This window comes from Sinorhizobium kostiense, assembly GCF_017874595.1.
GTDB classification, from domain to species: domain Bacteria; phylum Pseudomonadota; class Alphaproteobacteria; order Rhizobiales; family Rhizobiaceae; genus Sinorhizobium; species Sinorhizobium kostiense.
Genome location: NZ_JAGILA010000002.1, coordinates 252,689 through 265,622 on the forward strand (window position 1 = coordinate 252,689; position 12,934 = coordinate 265,622).

Here is a 12,934-nt window from a genome sequence, read left to right on the forward strand (position 1 = left end):
GAGAGACTCCGCCGGGGCTCATGCGAGTGGACGTGATCACCCCGGCATCGATCGACGGTACGAAGACCGTCGTTGCTCGAAGCGTCCTACTCCAACGAATGGTGATGCACCAATTCATTTCCGTGAAGCGAAGAGTGAGGAGCGCTTAAGCCTGGGGAGGCGGTGGTCGAGACACCAGCATATACAGGCAATTTTGCCCGAAGTTCGAACTGCCCCTACTCCGCCGCCACCAGTCCGACCTGGTCCCGGTTCTTCATCAGCTTGTAGACGATGCTGTCCATCAGCGCCTGGAAGGAGGCGTCGATGATGTTGTCGGAAACGCCGACCGTCCACCAGCGTGCCCCTGTGCGGTCAGCCGATTCGATCAATACGCGGGTTACCGCCTCGGTGCCGCCATTGAGGATGCGCACCTTGTAATCGGCGAGTTCCAGGTCGGCGATTTCCGACTGGTACTTGCCGAGGTCCTTGCGCAGCGCAAGATCGAGTGCGTTGACCGGTCCATGGCCCTCGGCGACCGACATCATCGACTCGCCGTCGACGATGACTTTGACCACGGCTTCCGAGACGGTCTTCAGCTTGCCGTTCGCATCGAAGCGCCGCTCGACCATGACCCGGAAGCTCTCCACATGGAAGAAATCCGGAACAGTACCCAGGATGCGGTTGGCAAGCAGCGTGAAGCTCGCGTCCGCCCCCTCATAGGCATAGCCCGTCGCCTCGCGCTCCTTGACGATCGAAATCAGTTTGTCGAGGCGCGGATCGTCCTTGGGAACGGCGATGCCGCGCCGCTTCAGCGCATTGATGAAATTGGCCTTGCCGCCCTGGTCGGAGACCATCACCCGGCGCAGGTTGCCGACGCTTTCGGGCGCCACATGCTCGTAGGTGCGCGGATCCTTCAACAGCGCCGAGGCATGAATGCCGGCCTTGGTGGCGAAGGCGGAAGCGCCGACATAGGGCGCCTGCGGATCCGGCGAACGGTTGAGGAGTTCGTCGAAGGCATGTGCGAGCGTCGTCAGTTCCTGCAGCTTGTCAGCAGTGATGCCAGTCTCGAAACGCTCGCAATAGGTGTCCTTCAGTCCGAGCGTCGCGATCAGCGTGACGAGATTGGCATTGCCGCAGCGCTCGCCGATGCCATTCAGCGTTCCCTGAATCTGGCGCACGCCGGCTTCGACCGCGGCGAGCGAATTGGCAACGGCCTGACCGGTATCGTTGTGGGCATGGATGCCGAGCTTGGCTCCAGGCACGCCGGCGGCAATCGCGGCGACGACGGTCTCACGGATTTCGGAGGGTTGTGTGCCGCCATTGGTGTCACAAAGCACGACCCAGCGCGCGCCCGCCTCGAGAGCCGCCTTCGCGCAGGCAATTGCATAAGCCGGATTCGCCTTGTAGCCGTCGAAAAAATGCTCGCAATCGACCATCGCCTCACGGCCGGAGGCGACGACCGTCTCTACCGACGCGCGGATGCTGTCGAGATTCTCCTCGTTCGAACAGCCAAGCGCCACTTCGACATGATAGTCCCAGCTCTTGGCGACCAGACAGACCGCATCGCTGCTGGCGGCAAGCAGCGCATTCAGACCGGGATCGTTGGAGGCGGAGACGCCGGCGCGCTTGGTCATGCCGAAGGCGACGAAGGATGCCTGCTGCGTCCGCTTGTGTTTGAAGAACTCCGTGTCGGTCGGATTGGCGCCCGGATAGCCGCCTTCGACATAATCGACGCCGAATTCGTCGAGCATGGCCGCGATCGCAATCTTGTCCTCGACGGAAAAATCGATCCCGGGCGTCTGCTGCCCGTCGCGAAGCGTCGTGTCGAAGAGATAGATGCGTTCCCTGGTCATGGCTCGTTCCAAAATGCAAGTGTATGCGTCGCGAGGTGTATCTTCTTTCCGCACTATTCGGTCTTGCCGGCGAACTTGTCGGTGGCACGGATGAGGCGATCGAGGATGCCGGGCTCGGAATAAGCATGCCCCGCCCCTTCGACCAGATGAAATTCCGCTTCCGGCCAGGCCTTGTGCAATTGCCAGGCGTACTTGCCCGGACACGGCATGTCGTAGCGGCCGTGCACGATCACCCCGGGTATGCCATGCAACTTGTGCGCGTCGCGCAGCAATTGCCCCTGCTCCAGCCAGCCGGCATTGACGAAGAAGTGGTTTTCGATGCGGGCAAAGGCATCGGCATACTCGTCGTCCTCGAATGGCTTGCTGGTCGCGGGTTCCGGCAGGAGCGTGATCGTCTCGCCCTCCCAGATGCTCCAGACCTTCGCTGCCGCGATCCGCGTCGCACGGTCCTCGCTCGTGAGGCGCCGGTGATAAGCGCGCATCATCTCATGGCGCTCGTCCGGCGGGATCGGAGCGATGAAGCGCTCCCACTTGTCCGGAAACATTTCCGAGACGCCGAACTGATAGTACCAGTCGAGCTCGGCCTTGGTCAGCGTATAGACGCCCCGGACGACGAGTTCGGAGACGCGCTCCGGGTGCGTTTGCGCATAGGCAAGCGCCAGCGTCGAGCCCCAGGAGCCGCCGAACACCAGCCATTTCTCGGCGCCGGCGAGTTCGCGCAGACGCTCGATATCGGCAACGAGGTGCCACGTCGTGTTCGCCTCGAGCTCCGCATGTGGGGTCGATTTCCCGCAGCCGCGCTGATCGAATAGCGTAACGTCGTAGAGCTCGGGATCGAAGAGACGGCGATGGTTCGGCGAGATCGTGCCGCCGGGGCCGCCATGAAGAAAAACGGCCGGCTTGGCGCCGGGCGTGCCTGCACGCTCCCAGTAGACGACGTGGCCGTCGCCGACGTCGAGGTGACCTGAGGCAAACGGCTCGATTTCGGGGTAGAGCGTACGCAGATCAGCACTCACGGCAGGTCTTCCTCGGGAGGCCAGTGGATCGTGTCGAAATCGGGATGCTGGCGGTTCGATTCGAGAACGGCGAGACGGCGGGCGGCGGCGGCTTCGCTGCCGTCATCCGTCTCCGTTTGCCGCAAGCTCGGCAGGTGCGAGAACCACAGCATACGCGACTCGATGCCGGATTGATAAACCGGCTGAACGTCTTCCGGATCGTCGAGCGAACCGAGCGCGATGTTCAGGAAGCTTTCGTTCGGCATGTCGTAGAAGAGCGGCGTACCGCAATTGCGACAGAAGCCGCGGCGCACGAGATCCGACGAGCGGAACCAGGAAGGTTCGCCGCGCGTGATCTCGAAATCCTCACGCGCGATATTGGCAAGCGGCAGGAAATAGTTGCCAGCCGCCTTCTGGCACATGCGGCAATGGCAGATATGCGCATCCTCGAGCGCGCCCTCGGCGCGGTAGCGTACCGCGCCGCATTGGCAGCCGCCGGTAAAGATGCGCCGGATCATCATGCCCAGGCTCCCGCCGACGGCCATTGCTCCGTCTCATGATCCGGATGCTGGAACGAGATGATCTGCTCCTGGCGCGCGTAGTAATCCGGATCCTCGTGAACCGGTTGGTCGAAGATGGTCTCGACCCAGGGCAGCCGCGCCTGATAGTTGACCTGGATGCGCGGCGCGAGGTCGGAGCGGTCGTCGAAGGCGCCGATCGCGATTTCAAGGCCGCCAGGATGCCGGTAGGTGAGTGGCGTGCCGCATTTTCTGCAGAAGCCGCGATCGATATTGACCGAAGACTGGAAGTAGCTCGGTTCCTCGCGAGTCCATTCGACCCCATCCTTCGGCGCCGTCACCAAGGCGGAAAAGAAGGAGCCGAATTGCTTCTGGCACATGCGGCAATGGCAGATCGAAGGGCGCCCGAGCGCGCCGCGGATGCGGAAGCGAACGGCGCCGCATTGGCACCCTCCTGTTCTGACGGTCTCGCTCATTGTCTCTCCTCCGGTGGCCAGGTCGCGGTGTCGTGGTCGGGATGTTGATAGGAAACGAGATCGGCGAGAAACGACGTCGCGTCCGTATCGGCCATGGTCTCCTCGCCGGGGAGTTCAGGCACATTGTCGACATAGGGCAGTTTCGCCTCGACACCCCATTGGATCGTCGGTGCGATGCCTCCGGGCTTGTCGAAGGCCGCTATTGCCAGCGCCATCCCGTCCGGCGCCTCGTAGGTGAGAGGCGTGCCGCATTCGCCGCAGAAGCCGCGCCGGACGTGGTTCGACGATTGGAACCGCTTGCGTTCGCCCCGCGTCCAGATGACCTTGGCGCCGCGCGCCGAGACAAGCGGCAGATAGAAGTTACCGCTCGCCTTCTGACACATGCGGCAATGGCAGACCGAGGCGTCGCCGAGCTCGCCCTCGACGCGAAAGCGGACCGCACCGCACTGGCATCCGCCGGTAAGGATATCGTCAGCCATGTCGTCCTCCTCTTCCGTCCTGCCTTACACCTCAGGTTTGCGAACGCTTCACTTCCCAGGTCGTCACCCGTTCGCCCGTTTCCGGATCCTTGCCGTCCTTGAGTTGGATGCCGCGCGCCTGGAGATCGGAACGGATCGCATCGGCCTCGGCGTAATTCTTCGCCTTCAGAAGTTCGAGACGAGCACGCACCCGGCTGTCGATCTCGTGGACGATCGCCTCGTCGAGCTCGATCTCCTTCGGCACTACGCCGATCAGCGCCGCGCTAGCAGCAAAGGCGCCGAGATATTGCGAATCCACCGATGCCTTCTGACCAAGGGCGTGCAGTTGCTGGATCGCTGCGACCGTGTTGAGGTCGTCCGCAAGCGCCGCCACGACCTGTGGGTCCGGGTCGCCGCCCGCATCCCCCGGCACCGGCCATTTCGAGAGCAGGTGCTCGGCCTCCTCCAGTCGCTTGAGCGAGAAGTCGATCGGCTCGCGATAGTGCGTCATCAGCATCGCCAGCCTCAAGACATCGCCCGGCCATTGGCGGCCGCCGAATTTGTCGGTGTGAAGGAGCTCGTAGATGGTGATGAAATTGCCTTCCGACTTCGACATCTTGCGGCCTTCGACCTGCAGGAAGCCGTTGTGCATCCAGACATTCGCCATCACCTCGGTGCCGTGAGCGCAACGCGACTGGGCAATCTCGTTCTCATGGTGCGGGAAGATCAGATCGATGCCGCCACCATGAATATCGAACACGTCGCCGAGATAGCGTCCGCTCATCGCCGAGCATTCGATGTGCCACCCGGGACGGCCGCGCCCCCAAGGGCTTTCCCAGCCCGGCTCATGCTCCTCTGAGAGCTTCCAAAGCACGAAGTCTCCAGGATTTCGCTTGTGGGCGTCGACCGCGACGCGCGCACCCGCCTGTTGTTCGTCGAGGTTGCGCCTGGAAAGCTGTCCGTAATCCGCCATCGAGGTGGTATCGAATAGCACCTCGCCTTCCGCCTGGTAGGCATGACCCTTGGTGATGAGCTTCTCGATGATCTCGATCATCTCGGCGATATTTTCGGTGGCGCGCGGCTGCACGGTAGGGTCGAGGCAGCCGAGCACTGCGGCATCTTCGAGAAACTGCTTCTCAGTCTTCTCCGTCACGCGGCGGATCGCCTCGTTCAGCGGCAGGCCGGGATAGTCGCGCAGCGCCCGAGCGTTGATCTTGTCATCGACGTCGGTGATGTTTCGCGCATAGGTGACATGGGTGTCGCCATAGACATGGCGCAGCAGCCGGAAAAGAACGTCGAAGACGATGATTGGGCGGGCATTGCCAATATGGGCATAGTCGTAGACCGTCGGCCCGCAGACATACATGCGGACATCCTGAGGATCGATCGGCCGGAAATCGGCCTTTTCCCGCGTCAACGTGTTATAGAGCTTCAAAGTCGGCATTCCGCTCATTCCAATCTCCAAGCCTGCATGCAACCGTCGCACTATAACGCCCAGGGCGACCCGAACGTTTTGTCATCTTGGATTTCTGGAGACGAAAACGGCCAGGCCAGCGGAACGCTAGCGAATAATCTTCCGGCAGATAATGCAGATAACCGTCTTCATGGCGCCCCTTATCGCCCGTCACCCGGTCTCGGTCAAGAGGGGGTTGCATGCAAGCAAAAGTCGCCCTCGCCGAAGATGCGGCCACGGATTTGTCATGATTTGGCTTAACCGGGATTTTTACACGGGAGAGGAGATTCGCTGGCTATCAGCGCGTGCATTCTGTTTCCCGCGGAACAAAAAGAAACGCGTGTTTCGGGCACAAAAACGTAAGCGATACGTTTCGCATATCTAGGGAAGCATCAAGGAGAACATGGAATGAAGCCCGCCAAGACCACCGGCTCGAAGCAACCGGCCGCGGACCTCGTGGCGAAATACCGGCCGCTCGGTCTCAGGGCTGTGCTTGCCGCCGCCCTGCAGGTCAAGCGCAAGCCGGCCAGTCCGAAAAAGGTCAAAAGGACCGTCTGATCCGGATATCACCTAAAAGAGCGACATCTGTGCATTAATATCGGCGCCGGAGCCTTTCTCCGTCGGCGCCGGTTCGGCCGCCACTTCCTCCTGGATTTCCGGCCCGGTGTTGGCGACCGAGTTGACCTTGTCTGACACCGGGATCGCCTCGAAATAATCGGCCGGGGCCGGCGACAGGAGGTCGGCAACGTCGCGTGGCTCCTGTGTTCTGCAGTCCAGCCAGCGCGAAAAATCTTCCGGCTGAATGACGACCGGCATGCGGTTGTGGATGTGACTTAGCGCCTCGTTGGCGCCGGTGGTCAGGATCGTTGCGGTATCGATCTCCGAACCGTCGGCGGGTGACCAGGTCTCCATCAGTCCGGCGAAGGCGATGAGGCGGCCCCTCCTAGGGCGGACCCAGTAGGCCTGCGAGGAACCGCGGGTTCCTTTTGGCGGGCGACGCCATTCGTAGAACCCTGATGCCGGGACCAGAATGCGCCGGTGACGCATGGCGGCGCGAAAGGCGGCCTTGTCGACGGCCGTTTCAGCGCGCGCATTGATGAGCAGCGGAAAACTACGCGGGTCCTTGACCCATCCCGGCATGAAGCCCCAGCGCACGAGCAGCGCGTTCCGCTCCGGCAGGTTGCTGCCGGGTTCGCGCCGCTCCGAAGCGATGATGACGAGGATCGGCTGGGTGGGAGCGACGTTGAATCTCGCCGGAAAGTCTTCCACCTTCAGAAGGCCGAAAAGCTCCAGCAATTCGTTTGGCGTCGCCGTCAGCGCAAAACGTCCGCACATGACAGGGATGTGGCATTTCGTTTAAGGTGGGTCAATGACCCTGGAAGACGCCGATACGATCATGCCACGCCAGCCGGAACTCGCCTCGTCTGCCATAGTCGAGCGGGCAGGACGCTTTCTCCTCGTCCGGCGAGCGAACCCGCCGGCTGCCGACATGTATGCCTTTCCGGGCGGCCGGGCGGAGCCGGGGGAAACGCCGGCGGAAACGGCGCTGCGAGAGCTTCTGGAGGAAACAGGAATTTCCGGGCGCGAACCGGTGCTTTTCGAGGTCTATGACCTTCCGCCGAAGAAAGCCGAGACGCGGCACTTCCTGCTCTCGGTCTTCATCGTCGAGGCGGATGCGGATACCGTGGCCGTCGCAAGCGACGATGCCGCAGGCGTCGGCTGGTTTACGCCGGAGGAAATCTTCGCACTTCCCATTCCCAAGAGCGTTCGCCATTGTGTGGAAAAGTTGGCCCGGGAGCGGCCTCGCCCCCGTTCAAGCCCAAGTGACTTGAATCCGCAGCCGATTCGGCTTTGATGGCCCAATGACCATTGCCCCTCCTCTCCTGCGGATTCTCCTGACCGGCAGCGCGCTTGTGATGGCGGCGGCCGCTGCCGCGCAAGAGGCGTCGTCCTCGCCTCCCGCGCCCCCTCCTCCGGTCGAAGCGAAGCCGCCGCCCTACGAGCAGCGCCTGATTCGCCTCGCCGAGGTACTCGGATCGATCCACTACCTGCGCAATCTCTGCCTGAGCCAACCCGAGAATGGCTGGCGCCGTTCGATGGAGGAGCTGATCGGCAAGGAGACAGCTGGCGAGCCTGAGCGGCGCGAGCGCATGACCGCAGCCTTCAACCGTGGTTACAGGACTTTTGCCTCGGTCTACACGAGTTGCACGGCGTCGGCGACGCTTGCGGAAGAGCGATACCGTGCCGAGGGAGCAACACTCGCTTCGGAAATCATCGCGCGCTTTGGAAATTAACAGGATATTAACCCCTTTTTCCGGCAGCCCGTGTCGTTTCGGGAAAAGGCTGCTAAGTTGTTAAGACAGTGGTAAGGAGTAGCCGGCCTGTCTGCCTGTTCAGTTGCGGTTCAGCAGAGTTTCGCTAGGTTGGCTGAATGCACGCGATGAAAGCCGCATGGAACGAATGATGGAACCAAGCCTGACCGACATCGACGACATGATCGTCCACGAGAAAATGCAGGCGGCCCTGGAACACCAGAATGAAGCCTGGGCTGACGGCATGGCAGACGGAATCGAGCCGGAGATTATTGCCGACGCGGCGATTGCGCTTGCCATGCGCGAGACCATCCGCCTCCATGGCGAAGAGGGTGCTGAGGCTATGCTGAACTCGCTTCGAGAGCGCATGCTCGCCGGAGAGTTCTCGCCCCAGCGGACCATTCAGTAGAACCAAGGCTGTCCCATGAGCCGTATCCTTGCAAACCGGGCAAGCTCGGTGCGCCTCGTCACGTTGCTGGCAGCGGGCGTGATGATGTCGAGCTCGATGGCAAGCCGCCCGGCCCTGGCCCTCAGCGAATTGCAGCCCGCTCCTGCTCCTGTTGCCGATAACGAGAATCCGTCGCCGGCGGAAACGCCCGACGCGAAGCCGGTCGAAAGCCGCCCGCTCGAAATTCCGGAGCCGGACCCGCTGGTGAACAAGGCAAGCGAGACGGACGACGCCCAAGCGGAGGTCGTAGAACCGTTCGAGGTAATGACGGAGATCTCCAAAGTCCCGGCACCGGTTGCACGCATGCGCGAACTGATCGTCGAGGCTGCCGCATCCGGGGAAATCGAAAGGCTGCGCCCCCTGCTCGGCAAGGGGCCTACCCAGACGCAAATACCGGTCGCAGCCGGCGAGGAAGACCCGATCGCGGTCCTCAAGAGCTTGTCGGGCGACCAGGACGGAGTCGAAATCCTCGCCATCCTTCTCGACGTGCTTTCAACCGGGTTCGTTCTTACGGACAAGGGCACGCCGGAGGAGGTCTATGTCTGGCCTTATTTCGCCGCCAAGCCGTTGTCTTCGCTCACGCCCCAGGAAAAGGTCGATCTGTTCCGGCTCGTCACCGCCGGCGACTTCGCCGGCATGGAGGAGTTCGGCAGCTACAATTTCTACCGCGTCGGCATCACGCCTGACGGCCGCTGGAAATTCTTCGTCGCCGGCGACTGATCGTACGCTTGCCCTTCCTTGTACGAAATCCTACCTGTTCGGCTATTGCTGGCCGTCTCCTATGGGGTCCGGCGACTTTTCAGGCGCACAGAGGTCGCTGTAAGAACGGAGTTCTGAATCATGTCAAAGGTTTGCCTCGACGATCGCGCGACCATCAGCGTTTCCGGACAGGACGCAAATGCTCTTCTTCAGAGCCTGATCACCACCGATCTCGGCGCGCTGCCCGCGGGCGAAGTCCGTCCCGGAGCGCTCTTGACCCCGCAAGGCAAGATACTCTTCGATTTTCTCATTTCCCTTGACGGCGAGGCATTGCGGCTGGAGACGTCTCGCGACCAGGCCGAGCCGCTCTTGAAGCGGCTGACGATGTACAAGTTGCGGTCGGCGGTGGAGTTCTCCCTCCTTGATCCGGCGCCGGTTACGATCGTCTTCGACGAGGAGCGGCCAGCCGAGAGCTACCGCGACCATCGCTTTGAAAAAGCGGGCCTTTCTGTTTTCCGCCTCTACCGCCGGACGGCCGGGGGCGAAGCGGTGGCCGCCGATCTCGATAGCTTGAGAATCGCAGCCGGGGTCGCCGTTGCCGGGCGGGACTATGCTCTGCAGGACGCCTTTCCCCACGACGTGTTGATGGATCTCAACAGCGGACTATCCTTTCGAAAGGGCTGCTATGTCGGCCAGGAAGTCATCTCCCGGATGCAGCACCGCGGCACTGCGCGGCGGCGCGTAGTGATCGTCAGAGGCGAAGCCCCTCTGCCACCAACCGGCACCAGCCTTTCGGTCGACGGCCGTTCGATCGGCTCGCTCGGCACCGTCCGGGACGAGGCAGGACTGGCGATCGTGCGCATCGACAAGGTGGGCGAAGCGCTGGCCAAGGGGGACGAGATCCGCGCGGGCGACGTGCGGGTGACATTGACCCTACCCGGTTGGACAGGCCTCGCCTTCCCGACAGAAACCGGCGAGGCGAGCGCATGATTGGCGCGCGCGCGTGGCAGCGGATGCTTTCGGGTCGGCGGCTCGATCTGCTCGACCCCTCGCCGCTCGACGTGGAACTCGCAGATATTGCCCACGGACTTGCCCGTGTGGCGCGCTGGAACGGTCAGACGACCGGCGATTACGCTTTTTCCGTCGCCCAGCACAGCCTGCTCGTGGAGGACATCTTCCGGCGCACCAACCGCTGCAATGCCGACGACTGCCTGATGGCGCTGCTCCATGACGCGCCCGAATATGTCATCGGCGACATGATATCGCCGTTCAAGGCCGTGGTTGGAGGTGGCTACAAGTCGGTGGAGAAGCGCTTGGAAAGCGCCGTGCACCTGCGCTTCGGGCTGCCGTCGCACACGCCAAAGGACCTCAAGGAGCGGATCAAGAAAGCCGACCGCGTCGCCGCCTATTTCGAAGCGACGGAACTTGCTGGTTTTTCTGCGTCGGAAGCCCGGAAGTTCTTCGGCCAGCCCCGCGGCGTCACCCGCGAAACCCTGCCGATCGAGCCGCTACCGGCGGTCGAGGCGCAGCGCCTGTTCGCCGCGCGCTTCAATGCGCTCGAAACCGAACGCGCAAAGACGAGGCTGGAGGCCTGAAGTGGCGGGTATTGTCGTTTCACCGCTCGCGCGTATCGCCGAGATGGCCGTGCGTCACGGCTGCCGGGAGATGTTGAGCCTCATTGCCAGGGGACAGGAATTTCACCGCCCTGCCGTCATCAACGGCGCGAGGCACCTCACGATCGGCATCAACGATATCATCTTCGCCGGAACGGGCGACCTAGTCGCGCCGCAGGAGGTGCACGTAGAGCAGATTATCGGTTTCGCCCGCGCTTGGGAGCGCACGCAGCCGTTGCTCGTCCATTGCTGGATGGGGATATCCCGCTCACCTGCCGCAGCGCTGATCGCAGCGCTTGCCGTCGAACCCGATCAGGACGACCGCGAATTGGTTGAGCGGTTGCGGCGCGTATCGCCCTACGCAACGCCGAATGCCAGGCTCGTCGAGATCGGTGACACGGCCCTATCGCGAAGCGGAAGACTCATTGCCGCGGTAAGCGCTATCGGGCGCGGCGCCGATGCCGACGGCAATGCGCCGTTCCTCCTCCCGCTCCGCCCGGAAAGGGCGCCTGATGCCGATTGACGGAGAGCCGGTCACGGTCGAGATCGGGCTGAATGCAGTGATCGTCGCCGTCGTCAACCGCAGCCCGCGTCTTCTTGCCGTCGGCGAATTGGATGGCGATGCGCGCGAGAGCTTGCCCTTTGGGCCTTTCGACCCGGCACGCCACCGCACCTTCGAGGAGAGCCTGCGCGCCCGCGTCGAAAAGCGTACCGCTCTCAAGCTAGGCTATATCGAGCAGCTTTACACCTTCGGAGACCGCGGGCGTCAGCGCCTACCCGGCGAAGAAGGTAAACACATGGTGTCCGTCGGCTATCTGGCCCTCACGCGCACTGATGCCGAAAACAACGCGAGGCTGGCGGAAGCCGGTGCACATTGGCGAGACTGGTACGCCTTCCTGCCATGGGAGGATTGGCGCCAGGGGCGCCCCGTGATCCTCGACCAGGCGATTCTGCCGGCGCTCACCCGGTGGGAAACCAGCCCCGACGAGAAATCCCCATCGACTGCCCAGCGCCGATCACGCATGCGGCTCGCCTTCGGTCTCGACGATTTTCCCTGGGACGAGGAGCGCGTGCTGGAGCGCTACGAGTTGCTTTACGAAGCCGGGCTTGTGCGCGAGGCCGCGATCGACCGCGGCGCAAAACCCGCCAACGCAGCCATCGGCCCGGGGGTGGGGATGGCCATGCGCCACGATCATCGCCGCATCGTGGCGACCGCCGTCGCCAGGTTGCGCGGCAAAATCAAATACAGGCCCGTCGTCTTCGAGCTGATGCCGCCGGAATTCACCCTGACCGACTTGCAGGCGACAGTTGAGGCGATCTCCGGTCGCCATCTGCACAAGCAGAATTTCCGCCGGCTGGTGGAAGGCGCGGAACTTGTCGAGCCGACCGGGGGCACCCTTGCCTCCACCGGCGGGCGGCCGGCCGCGCTCTTCCGTTTCCGTCGACAGATACTCGACGAGCGCCCTGCCCCGGGCCTCAAGGTCGGAGGGCGATGATCACCTGATAACGGCGCAGGCCAGTCGATCGCCGGAATCGCCGGCCGGCTGGCTGCGATTGTCGTCGGAGCGCTGATGGATGACCAAGGCGCGGCCGCGGATCGCGGTTCCCTTTTCATCGAGCGTCACGAGGCCGTTGAACACCTGCGCGCGCAGGACGCCATCGGCGCCGACATATTGATTCGGCATGTCACCGGCATGGGGGCCGCCCGCGGCAAGGAAACCATGTTCCGCGTTCTCATCCTCGCCGGAAAAGTGGTCGCCGGCCGACTCGAAGCCCTCTCCAGGCTCGCAATTCCCCGCTTCGTGCACATGGAAGCCGACCCAGGTGTCCTTCGGCAGGCCGCTCACCTCAACTTCGAACAACACGCCCTTGCCCCCGGCCGTCAGTGCCGCCCGCCCTGTCTCCTTGCCATCCTTGCCGATGAAATCGGCGATTGCCGTCTGCGATGATTGTTGCGCGGCCGCAGCAGTCGCCAGTCCCGCGCCGAAGGCGAACACAGCTATCGTCCTGATCATCGTCAATCCTTCCTTGCTCTCAGGTTCAAGACGGCAACGCATGGCTGCCGACCTCGTTCCCAGTGCACGGGAGGATTCGCCCGCACCAACTAACTGGAGCACCCCGCCGGAGACG

Annotated in this window: 17 protein-coding genes; 9 read left to right on the forward strand and 8 right to left on the reverse strand. The window is 62.8% G+C overall.

Annotation, left to right across the window (positions count from 1 at the left end; all coding sequences use genetic code 11):
- Positions 1-215: 215 nt before the first annotated feature.
- The 6 genes from cimA to cysS are packed head-to-tail and all read right to left on the reverse strand — an operon-like array spanning position 216 to position 5,732.
- Entirely contained in the window at positions 216-1,832 is a 1,617-nt protein-coding gene (gene cimA / locus J2Z31_RS07630; RefSeq protein WP_209601315.1) for a citramalate synthase, read from the reverse strand.
- 53 nt (positions 1,833-1,885) lie between these two features.
- Positions 1,886-2,848, reverse strand: a complete 963-nt coding sequence (pip, locus tag J2Z31_RS07635) for a prolyl aminopeptidase (protein WP_209601316.1) — start codon at positions 2,846-2,848, stop codon at positions 1,886-1,888.
- Positions 2,845-3,345, reverse strand: coding sequence for a GFA family protein (locus tag J2Z31_RS07640; RefSeq protein WP_209602263.1), 501 nt, complete (start codon positions 3,343-3,345; stop codon positions 2,845-2,847). Before J2Z31_RS07640 ends, pip begins: the two co-directional genes overlap by 4 nt.
- Complete coding sequence (locus tag J2Z31_RS07645; protein ID WP_209601317.1) at positions 3,345-3,821, reverse strand: GFA family protein; 477 nt, start codon at positions 3,819-3,821, stop codon at positions 3,345-3,347. The genes J2Z31_RS07640 and J2Z31_RS07645 overlap by 1 nt, the downstream gene beginning before the upstream one ends.
- Entirely contained in the window at positions 3,818-4,300 is a 483-nt protein-coding gene (locus tag J2Z31_RS07650; RefSeq protein WP_209601318.1) for a GFA family protein, read from the reverse strand. Before J2Z31_RS07650 ends, J2Z31_RS07645 begins: the two co-directional genes overlap by 4 nt.
- Before the next feature lie 31 nt (positions 4,301-4,331).
- Positions 4,332-5,732, reverse strand: coding sequence for a cysteine--tRNA ligase (cysS, locus tag J2Z31_RS07655; RefSeq protein WP_209601319.1), 1,401 nt, complete (start codon positions 5,730-5,732; stop codon positions 4,332-4,334).
- A 408-nt stretch (positions 5,733-6,140) separates the two neighbouring features.
- On the opposite strand from cysS, the gene J2Z31_RS07660 reads away from it, so the two are divergent.
- Positions 6,141-6,290, forward strand: a complete 150-nt coding sequence (locus J2Z31_RS07660) for a hypothetical protein (protein ID WP_209601320.1) — start codon at positions 6,141-6,143, stop codon at positions 6,288-6,290.
- A gap of 12 nt (positions 6,291-6,302) precedes the next feature.
- On the opposite strand, the gene J2Z31_RS07665 is transcribed toward J2Z31_RS07660, so the two are convergent.
- Positions 6,303-7,067: an SOS response-associated peptidase gene (locus J2Z31_RS07665; protein WP_209601321.1), complete on the reverse strand. Its 765-nt coding sequence runs from the start codon at positions 7,065-7,067 to the stop codon at positions 6,303-6,305.
- 58 nt (positions 7,068-7,125) lie between these two features.
- On the opposite strand from J2Z31_RS07665, the gene J2Z31_RS07670 reads away from it, so the two are divergent.
- The 8 genes from J2Z31_RS07670 to J2Z31_RS07705 all read left to right on the forward strand — a co-directional run bounded on the left by J2Z31_RS07670 (position 7,126) and on the right by J2Z31_RS07705 (position 12,300).
- Positions 7,126-7,587, forward strand: a complete 462-nt coding sequence (locus J2Z31_RS07670; protein WP_209602264.1) for an NUDIX hydrolase — start codon at positions 7,126-7,128, stop codon at positions 7,585-7,587.
- Between the two features lie 7 nt (positions 7,588-7,594).
- Positions 7,595-8,026, forward strand: a complete 432-nt coding sequence (locus J2Z31_RS07675; RefSeq protein WP_209601322.1) for a TIGR02301 family protein — start codon at positions 7,595-7,597, stop codon at positions 8,024-8,026.
- A gap of 157 nt (positions 8,027-8,183) precedes the next feature.
- On the forward strand, positions 8,184-8,453 hold the full coding sequence (locus J2Z31_RS07680; protein ID WP_085939040.1) for a hypothetical protein: 270 nt from the start codon (positions 8,184-8,186) through the stop codon (positions 8,451-8,453).
- 15 nt (positions 8,454-8,468) lie between these two features.
- Positions 8,469-9,212 (forward strand): hypothetical protein, encoded by a 744-nt coding sequence (locus J2Z31_RS07685; protein ID WP_209601323.1) that lies wholly within the window; start codon positions 8,469-8,471, stop codon positions 9,210-9,212.
- 120 nt (positions 9,213-9,332) lie between these two features.
- The gene (gene ygfZ, locus J2Z31_RS07690) at positions 9,333-10,181 is read left to right on the forward strand and encodes a CAF17-like 4Fe-4S cluster assembly/insertion protein YgfZ (RefSeq protein WP_209601324.1); all 849 of its coding nucleotides are present in this window, start codon (positions 9,333-9,335) and stop codon (positions 10,179-10,181) included.
- Positions 10,178-10,786, forward strand: coding sequence for an HD domain-containing protein (locus J2Z31_RS07695; RefSeq protein ID WP_209601325.1), 609 nt, complete (start codon positions 10,178-10,180; stop codon positions 10,784-10,786). The genes ygfZ and J2Z31_RS07695 overlap by 4 nt, the downstream gene beginning before the upstream one ends.
- A gap of 1 nt (position 10,787) precedes the next feature.
- Complete coding sequence (locus J2Z31_RS07700) at positions 10,788-11,327, forward strand: tyrosine phosphatase family protein (RefSeq protein WP_209601326.1); 540 nt, start codon at positions 10,788-10,790, stop codon at positions 11,325-11,327.
- On the forward strand, positions 11,317-12,300 hold the full coding sequence (locus tag J2Z31_RS07705) for an NUDIX hydrolase (RefSeq protein ID WP_209601327.1): 984 nt from the start codon (positions 11,317-11,319) through the stop codon (positions 12,298-12,300). The genes J2Z31_RS07700 and J2Z31_RS07705 overlap by 11 nt, the downstream gene beginning before the upstream one ends.
- Here J2Z31_RS07705 and J2Z31_RS07710 read toward each other — a convergent pair whose 3' ends face one another.
- On the reverse strand, positions 12,301-12,819 hold the full coding sequence (locus J2Z31_RS07710; protein WP_209601328.1) for a superoxide dismutase family protein: 519 nt from the start codon (positions 12,817-12,819) through the stop codon (positions 12,301-12,303).
- Positions 12,820-12,934 lie beyond the last annotated feature (115 nt).

Bases quoted from the DNA above. Each gene is read 5' to 3' on its own strand.
- J2Z31_RS07660 (WP_209601320.1), top strand. From the start codon at position 6,141: ATGAAGCCCGCCAAGACCACCGGCTCGAAGCAACCGGCCGCGGACCTC.
- cimA (WP_209601315.1), bottom strand. From the start codon at position 1,832: ATGACCAGGGAACGCATCTATCTCTTCGACACGACGCTTCGCGACGGG.
- J2Z31_RS07675 (WP_209601322.1), top strand. From the start codon at position 7,595: ATGACCATTGCCCCTCCTCTCCTGCGGATTCTCCTGACCGGCAGCGCG.
- J2Z31_RS07695 (WP_209601325.1), top strand. From the start codon at position 10,178: ATGATTGGCGCGCGCGCGTGGCAGCGGATGCTTTCGGGTCGGCGGCTC.
- J2Z31_RS07685 (WP_209601323.1), top strand. From the start codon at position 8,469: ATGAGCCGTATCCTTGCAAACCGGGCAAGCTCGGTGCGCCTCGTCACG.
- J2Z31_RS07640 (WP_209602263.1), bottom strand. From the start codon at position 3,345: ATGATCCGGCGCATCTTTACCGGCGGCTGCCAATGCGGCGCGGTACGC.
- cysS (WP_209601319.1), bottom strand. From the start codon at position 5,732: ATGAGCGGAATGCCGACTTTGAAGCTCTATAACACGTTGACGCGGGAA.
- ygfZ (WP_209601324.1), top strand. From the start codon at position 9,333: ATGTCAAAGGTTTGCCTCGACGATCGCGCGACCATCAGCGTTTCCGGA.
- J2Z31_RS07710 (WP_209601328.1), bottom strand. From the start codon at position 12,819: ATGATCAGGACGATAGCTGTGTTCGCCTTCGGCGCGGGACTGGCGACT.
- J2Z31_RS07650 (WP_209601318.1), bottom strand. From the start codon at position 4,300: ATGGCTGACGATATCCTTACCGGCGGATGCCAGTGCGGTGCGGTCCGC.
- J2Z31_RS07705 (WP_209601327.1), top strand. From the start codon at position 11,317: ATGCCGATTGACGGAGAGCCGGTCACGGTCGAGATCGGGCTGAATGCA.
- J2Z31_RS07645 (WP_209601317.1), bottom strand. From the start codon at position 3,821: ATGAGCGAGACCGTCAGAACAGGAGGGTGCCAATGCGGCGCCGTTCGC.
- J2Z31_RS07680 (WP_085939040.1), top strand. From the start codon at position 8,184: ATGGAACGAATGATGGAACCAAGCCTGACCGACATCGACGACATGATC.
- J2Z31_RS07665 (WP_209601321.1), bottom strand. From the start codon at position 7,067: ATGTGCGGACGTTTTGCGCTGACGGCGACGCCAAACGAATTGCTGGAG.